This window comes from Streptomyces sp. (assembly GCF_036566765.1).
GTDB lineage: Bacteria > Actinomycetota > Actinomycetes > Streptomycetales > Streptomycetaceae > Streptomyces.
On record NZ_DATCVQ010000171.1, the window covers coordinates 1 to 4,004 of the forward strand.

3 protein-coding genes are annotated in these 4,004 nt (G+C 69.1%); 2 read left to right on the forward strand and 1 reads right to left on the reverse strand.

Annotated elements, in window-relative coordinates:
• Window positions 1–643 precede the first annotated feature (643 nt).
• On the forward strand, window positions 644–2,206 hold the full coding sequence (locus VIU94_RS09300) for a serine hydrolase (protein WP_414720915.1): 1,563 nt from the start codon (window positions 644–646) through the stop codon (window positions 2,204–2,206).
• Between the two features lie 32 nt (window positions 2,207–2,238).
• Here VIU94_RS09300 and VIU94_RS09305 read toward each other — a convergent pair whose 3' ends face one another.
• Window positions 2,239–3,063 carry a dienelactone hydrolase family protein gene (locus VIU94_RS09305; RefSeq protein WP_331909528.1) on the reverse strand — a complete coding sequence of 275 codons (825 nt, stop codon included), beginning with the start codon at window positions 3,061–3,063 and terminating at the stop codon, window positions 2,239–2,241.
• 96 nt (window positions 3,064–3,159) lie between these two features.
• On the opposite strand from VIU94_RS09305, the gene VIU94_RS09310 reads away from it, so the two are divergent.
• A partial coding sequence (locus tag VIU94_RS09310) for a GlxA family transcriptional regulator (protein WP_331909530.1) occupies window positions 3,160–4,004 on the forward strand: 845 nt, incomplete at its 3' end.

Genomic DNA, 4,004 nt, shown 5'->3' on the forward strand with positions numbered 1-4,004 from the left:
AGGCCGGCCAGATCCCTGCGAGCCAACAGAGCCGCAGCGGTATCGGAGGTCACTCCGGTGTCCTGAGCGTCCAGGAGGAGACGGTGCAGGACACCGGCGACGCTCTCGATCCGAGGCGCCGCCGCCAGCCGTCGCCCTGCAGCTGCCCTGACACGCCAGGCCGGAGAGTCGGCATCAGCGATCGAGTGGCGAAGTCCTTGGTCTGTGGAGTCGTCCACGGCACCAGGCTCCCAGCCGGATATCTCGATCAAGCTTCGTTGAGACAACACCGCAGCAGTCAATCTTCGGTGAGAGCGGTCCACCTTCACTGAAATCAGGACAACGACACCACGAGTTCAATCTCAGTAGTGAGCGGCCTGAGGCGCGTCTGACAAATGATCATCTGACCGGCTTGCGGAGCCAGAGGAGCAGGGAGGCCAGGACGACTCCGGCGCGGTAGCGATCGGCGGGCTTGCCTAAGCGGGTGGCGATGGCGATCGCACGGATCTGCTTGAGGCGGGCGAAGCACGGCTAGACCATGTTGCGGTCGCGGTGCGGCGTCCGCCGCCTGGGCGCGGGAGCGGGACAGGGGCTGTGCCCGGGCGCCCGCGATTCCGTCGGCACGTTCCGGCAGCGCGCGACAGACACCATCGCAGGCCTTTCAATGGAAGGCGTGAGCACCGTTCGATTGCTTGCCGCGGCCGGGCTGACGGCGCTGCTGGGCGCCACCGCCCCCGGACCCTCGCCGCCTCCGGCCCAGCCCCCGGCTCAGCTCGACGACGCGGCCGTCGACCGGGCCGTCGACCGGCTCGACGGGGTCGTCGCGGCGGCCATGAAACGTACTGGAGTGCCGGGCGTGGCCGTCGCCGTCGTCCACGACGGCAAAGTGATCCATCTGAAGGGGTATGGCGTACGGAAGGCCGGCGAGAAGGCAGCCGTCGACGCCGACACCGTCTTCCAGCTCGCCTCCGTCTCGAAACCGATCGCCTCCACCGTCGTCTCCGGAGCCGTGGGCGTAGAGGGCTGGACCGAACCCGTCGCCCCGAACGTGCCGGACTTCCGGCTGAAAGACCCGTGGGTCACGTCCCATGTGACGGTCGCCGACCTCTTCTCGCACCGCAGCGGACTTCCCGACCACGCCGGGGACCTCCTCGAAGACCTCGGCTACGACCGCGAATACATCCTGTCCCACCTGCGCTACGAGCCCCTCGCCCCGTTCCGTGCGAGCTACGCGTACACCAACTTCGGTCTGACGGCGGCAGCCCAGGCCGTCGCCGACGAGCAGGGCGTGCCCTGGGAGAAGCTCGCCGCCGACACCCTTTACGAGCCGGCCGGGATGAAATCCACCAGTTCGCGCTTCGAGGACTACGAGAAGGCCTCCGACCGCGCCTACGGCCACGTCAAGGTCGGCGGCGCCTGGAAGGCGCAGTTCGTACGGGACCCCGACGCCCAGTCCCCCGCCGGCGGCGTCAGCTCCACCGCCCGTGACATGGCGACCTGGCTGCGGCTGCAGCTCGCAAACGGCAAGCTCGACGGCAAGCAGATCATCGACGCCGACGCCCTCGAGCGCACCCACTGGCCCGAGTCGGTCGCCAACCCGCCCCACGCTCCGGCAGGCCGGACCGGCTTCTACGGCCTGGGCTGGAACGTGAGTTACGACGACGAGGGCCGGCTCAGGCTCTCGCACACCGGAGCGTTCGCCGAAGGTGCGCACACCAACGTGACCATGCTGCCCGGCGAACAGCTCGGCATCGTCGTCCTCACCAACACCTCGCCGGTCGGCGTCGCCGACGCCGTCGCCCTCGACTTCTTCGACATCGCGCAGACCGGCAAGATCAGCCGCGACTGGATCCCCCTCGTCGACGCGCTGTACCAACAGGAGGCGGACGAAGGCCGGTCCAAGACCGACTACGCCCATCCGCCGTCCGGCGCCGCGCCCGCGAAGGCCGCCGACACCTATGCGGGCACGTTCGAGAACGACTACTACGGACGGGCGGAGGTCGTCGCCGGTACGGACGGCACCCTGACGCTCCGTCTGGGGCCGAAGCCTCAGACGTACCGGCTGACGCACTACGACGCCGACACGTTCAGCTTCGAGACGGCCGGTGAGAACGCCGTCGGTCGAACCGGGGTCACCTTCACCCCGGACGGGAAATCCTTCACCGTCGAGTACCTGAACACCGAGGGACTCGGCACGTTCGCGCGTAGCGGCGGGGCGTCCAGGTGACGGTCCCGTCCGACGGGCCGTACGACATGTAGTCATGCCGGCGGCCTCAAGCGGTCGGTCAGGAAGGCGATGATCTCGTCCCGGGCCTTCAGTGTGGGATGTCCGTCCTCGTCGACGAAGTGGGCGGTGACCACGCTGTGGGGGGAGCCGACCACGTCGGCGAAGAACGGTGGCGGGCTGGTGTTCGCGGAACTGCCCGGAAGGACACGGCCGTCGAAGGCGTCGCCGAGCAGTGCCCGGTAGGCGGCGAAGCGCTGGCCGGTGCACCAGCGGTCGTCGTCGAAGCGGTAGGCGAGGACCTTCAGTCCGTCGCGCGCGATGCGGTCCCGGACCGCGCGCGCGTCCTCGTCGCTGAGCTCGATTCCGGCGGGGTCGTCCAGCGGCAGCGACGGGTGGTTGACCACCGGCGCGATGACAGCCGGCTCAAGCGCCATGGTGAGAGCGAAGTTGCCGGTGAAGCATAGGCCGACCGCCCCGACTCCCGGACCGCCGCATTCGGCGTGGGCCTGACGCGCGAGGCCGCGTAGCCACGCGGTGACGGGGCTGGTCCCGCCCCCGGCGAACGCACGGAACTCGGCACTGACACACGCGCGGCGGACGACCTCCTTGCCTCCATCGACCGTGGGATAGGCGCCGTCAGTCCCGAAGAGTGAGGGGACGTGGACGGTGAAGCCCGCATCCCGTACCCACCTCGCCATTCGGAGGACGTCCGGACTGATGCCGGGCATCTCCGGCATCAACACGACGGCCGGCCCGGAACCCGCGGCGTACACCGCTTTCACCACCCCCTCCACGTCCACGAGTCGGCGGGAGAAGTCCGTGATCACATCGTCAAGTCGTTCGCCGGCAGCGCTCATGGGGACAGCGTGGACCGAAACCCCCGCACGAGGTGAGAGGCCAGGTCGCCATGTATGCGGGTAATCTCGCCGTGGGCTGGTGGTGAGGAGGGGATCGTGAGCGCGCTGCGGGTTGGCATCCTGGCCTATCCGGGCTGCTTCGCGTCCGAGGTGTTCGGGATCCCAGATCTCTTGACGATGGCCACACATGTTGCCGGACCGGATGCCTCCGGATACGAGGTGTCGATCGTCTCGCCTCGTCGTCGTGTCGCCGCATCGGGCGGCACGGTGCTGGACGTCTCTCCGCTGCGCGAGGTGGATGTCCTCGTCGTGCCGGGGTTCGAACTCTTGCCGGGCCTCGACGTCGACGCGAAGCTCGCACCCCTCGCCCCGGAAGTCGCGGCGATCCGATCACATGCCGCTGCGGGCACCGCCGTCGTCTCGATCTGTGTCGGTGCGTTCCTGCTCGCCGAGGCCGGACTCCTCCACCGACGCCGGGCTACGACGGCCTGGCTCCTCGCGGACGAACTCGCCCGGCGCTGTCCGGACGCCGACGTCCGGCCCGAGTGTCTGGTCGTCACCGACACGGGGGTGACGACGACGGCGGCTTTCAGCGCCATGTACGACTTCGCGCTGGATCTGATCCGCCGGCACAGCGGCGCCGAAGTGGCACGGACAACCGCGCGGGTGGCGCTCGTCGACGATGCACGATCCTCCCAGAGTCCCTACGTCGACGCGCGACTTCTTCCGCGGCCCGGAAACGAGTTCTCGCACGAGGTCATGCGCGCGCTCGACCAGAACCTCGCCGCCCGATACGACCTCGCCGCGTTGTCGGACACGTTCAAGGTCAGCACGCGGACGATGCTGCGACGCTTCGCGGACGAGACCGGCCAGAGCCCGCTGGCGTACCTGCAGTCGTCGCGTGTCCGCCGCGCCCGCCACCTTCTGGAGACCACGCACCG